This is a genomic window from Cellulomonas algicola, assembly GCF_003851725.1.
In the GTDB taxonomy this organism is placed as follows: domain Bacteria; phylum Actinomycetota; class Actinomycetes; order Actinomycetales; family Cellulomonadaceae; genus Cellulomonas; species Cellulomonas algicola.
Window position 1 is genome coordinate 1 of sequence record NZ_BHYL01000454.1, and the last position, 3384, is coordinate 3384.

Sequence of the window (3384 nt, forward strand, 5' to 3'; positions counted from 1 at the left end):
CCCCCCCCCCGGGGGGGGCGCCCGTCTCGGTGAGCTGCGGTGCTGCCGGGTCAGCCGGCGCGGCGCTGGCGGGCGGTGCGGCGCTTGAGCGCGCGGCGCTCGTCCTCGGACAGGCCGCCCCAGACGCCCGCGTCCTGACCGGTCTCGATCGCCCACTTGAGGCACGTGTCGACGACGTCGCAACGACGGCACACGGCCTTCGCCTCGTCGATCTGCAGCAGCGCCGGACCCGTGTTGCCGATCGGGAAGAACAGCTCGGGGTCCTCGTCGAGACACGCTGCGCGGTGGCGCCAATCCATGACAGATCTCTCCTTGGGCACACGGCTGTCCGACGCCCTGGGGTTGAGGGCGCGCGACGGCCGGGTGTGATCGGGGTGGGGGGGACGTGCTCCATCTAGGGTCACATCACGGTCGACGGCGCACAAGGGGTTACGAGAACGTTTCGCTTGGGTAACGACTGAGGCGTTGGTCACATCTGTGCGCGGCCTGTGAGCGACTCCGCGGTCACGATGCCGGATTGCCGAACGTTTGTCCAGGTCAGAGCACCTGATGAGCATGCGGCAGCCGCCGTCCACGGCTCGCCCTCGGTGAGCGCCGGGACGCCTAGGCTCGGGTCCGTGACCCCCCGCCCGCGCCTCCTCGCTGTGACCTGTGTCCTAGTGCTGCTCGAATCCGTGGTAGTGGCGGGACTCGGGGTCGCCTTCGTGGTCTCGCTCGTCCGCGGCGCGACCGCCCTCGCCGCCCCGACCGCGTTCCTGGTCGCGTTCTGCGCGGGCATCGCGGCGCTCCTCGCGCTCGCCGCGCGGGGCCTCTGGGCGGGCCGCCGGTGGGCGCGGTCGCCGGTGATGACGTGGCAGGTGCTGCTCGTCGTCCTCGCCGTCGGATGGCTCGGTCAGGAGGTCACGGCGTGGGCCGTCGCCGTCCTCACCGTGGCCGTGGTCGTGGGCGTCCTGCTCCTCGTGCCGTCGGTCGTCGCCGCGACCGCTCACCGCGCGACCGACGGGTCCGACCCCGCGTCGTAGACCTGCACGGGGACGGTTCGACGGTCGACGACCAGCACGGCGCGCCCCGGCGGGCGCTCGCGCGGGTCGACCAGCCAGGGCGCCGCGGGCCCGACGAGCTCCGCGCCGGCCGGGTCGTGCGCGTCGAGCACCAGCAGCTGCCGCGCACGCACGAGCGCAGCGTGCGGTCCGCGGAACGCGCCCGCCGCCTGGGCGGTCGTCGCCGCGACGACGCGCGCCCCACGCCGTCCGCGGACGAGCCGCTCGACCGCATCGGCCCGCGTCGGGGACACGCGCTCGAGCTCGTCGAGGTCATCCACCAGGAGCACCGCGTCGTCGGGCACCGCGTCCGGCGCGACGCGCGGGACGTCGGACAGCGCCGTCGGGCCGAGCGCGTCGGGACGTCCGGGCGGGCCGTCTGCGCCCGGAGGACCGAGCGGGACGTCAGCGCCAGGAGGACGACCGAGCAGGACGTCCGCGTCAGGAGGACCGAGCGGGACGTCCGCACCGGGAGGACCGAGCGGGCCGCCTCCGCCGGGAGGTCGGAGCGGGCCGTCCGCGCCGGGAGGTCCGAGCGGGCCGGTGGCGCCTCGCCGGACCGACGTGGTCGCGTCGTCCCGCTCGTCGACGAGCCGCACGACGCGCGCACCTGCCGCACGCAGCCCCGCGACCACGACGGCGAGCGCCGTGGTCCGTCCTGACCCGGGCGGACCGACGACGAGCAAGGGCCGCGCGGTGTCCACGACCACCTCGCTCGCGTCGTCGCCGCCCACACCGATCGGGACGACGGAGCCCCCGACGTGTCGCGCGGCAGGCGGCTCCGCCGACTCGCGTCCCGTTGTCGGACGTCCTGTCGTCGGACGTCCCGTCGTCGACGGTTCAGCCGTCGCCGCCTCCGCCATCGTCGGTTCCGCCGTCGCACGGTCTGCCGATGCGTCGCGTCGCACGTGCGGCACGCGTCCGACCACGTCGCGCTGGTGGTCGGGTGACGTCCCCGCGGGAGCGGCCGCGGTGAGGGCGGCGCGCGGGGGGAGCTGGACCGTGCGGGGGAGGGGCAGCACCCGCACGACCGCAGGGTCGGGTGTCCTCGGCGCAGGTGCAGGTGCAGGTGCAGGTGCGGGTGCGGGTGCGGGCGCCGGTGCGGGTGCAGGCGCAGGCACCGGCACGGGCGCAGGCGCCGGCACGGCGACAGGTGCGTGCGCGGGCGCACGCAGGGGCAAGGGCGGACTCGTGGGCACAGCCGCTGGCGCGGTCGTGGGTGCGGTCGTCACCGGTGCGGATCCGGAGGCGGACGCGTGCGTGTGCGCGGCGATCCCCACGGTGGCGGCGGTGTCCTCCGGCGGGGTGACGACGTGGCACAGGACGGCGTGCCCGTCGCGCAGGTGGACGCCGCGCCCGGCGGGTCCGCGCGGTCCGGACAGGGCCGCGGGCACGCCCGCCAGGGCGTCGAGCGACGCGTCGCCGAGGGGCAGCACGAGCCGGTCGCGGAAGCCCGCGGCGTGATGGAGGGCTGCGGTCGTCACGTCGACCGTGGCGGCGACGGCGACGCGAGCGTCCCCCCGCCAGCACGCGGTGAGGCGGTCGGCGCCGGCGCCGCGCGCGAGGGTCGCCAGGTGGTCGAGCGCCTCGGTGAGGCCGTCGACGAGCAGCAGTCCGGGCGACCTCGCCGCCGTGAGGAGCTCGAGCAGGCGCGCGAGCCGACGGACCTCGTCGACGCCGACGACCGTGCCGAGTCGCCCGTGCGCGTCGGCGTGTCGCAGCCGTGCCACCGCGGCGGCGGGAAGGCCGACGGCGTGCACGGGCAGGCCCGCGGCCAGCGCCTGCACGCCGAGCGCCGTCAGGGTCGTCGTGCGGCCCGAGCCGGGTCCGCCGAGGACGAGGAGATGTCCGCCGCCCGGATCCCAGCGCACCGGGCAGCGGCGTTGCTCCTCGGGGAGGTCGCCGAGCGCGACCGCGAGCCCCGGTCCGTCGGGCACGCCCTGCACGTCGACGCGTGCGGGCAGCGCGGGCACCCACGGCACGTGTCCGACGCGTCGGCCGGCCGCCGCGGCGACCGCGGCCTCGACCCAGGCGTGGACGTCCAGGTCACGGACGCCGCCTCGGGGACCCGCCGCGCTGTCGCGCACCTGCGAGCTGTCGTCGCCCCGCGGACCCGGGCCGTCCGTCGTCTCGTGGGCATCCTGCGGCGCGGGGTCGCCGGCCTGCGTCGGGACGTCGGCGACCGGCCGGGGCACCCAGCCGGTGGGTGATCCGGCGAGCCCCGCGGACGCGAGCCGGGCGGGCGGCGCGCCGGTGCCCGGACGGGGGCGCGCGACCTGCACGACCTCCGTGGGCAGCGACCCGCGACGCAGCACGGCGCGGCCGGGGGTGCGCGGGTCGAGCC

At 77.2% G+C, this 3384-nt stretch carries 2 protein-coding genes and 1 pseudogene; 1 reads left to right on the plus strand and 2 read right to left on the minus strand.

The features are described from left to right. Window positions 1-50: 50 nt before the first annotated feature. Window positions 51-299 (minus strand): WhiB family transcriptional regulator, encoded by a 249-nt coding sequence (locus CTKZ_RS20755; protein ID WP_013771685.1) that lies wholly within the window; start codon window positions 297-299, stop codon window positions 51-53. A 381-nt stretch (window positions 300-680) separates the two neighbouring features. Between CTKZ_RS20755 and CTKZ_RS20760 the strand changes: the two genes are divergently transcribed. Continuing rightward, complete coding sequence (locus tag CTKZ_RS20760) at window positions 681-1022, plus strand: hypothetical protein (protein WP_235843592.1); 342 nt, start codon at window positions 681-683, stop codon at window positions 1020-1022. On the opposite strand, the pseudogene CTKZ_RS22150 reads toward CTKZ_RS20760, so the two are convergent. Then, window positions 986-3384, minus strand: a pseudogene (locus CTKZ_RS22150) (hypothetical protein); the annotation flags it as partial. The gene CTKZ_RS20760 and the pseudogene CTKZ_RS22150 overlap by 37 nt on opposite strands.

Excerpts from the sequence above, each read along its gene's own strand:
- CTKZ_RS20755 (WP_013771685.1), bottom strand. The coding sequence starts at position 299 with ATGGATTGGCGCCACCGCGCAGCGTGTCTCGACGAGGACCCCGAGCTG.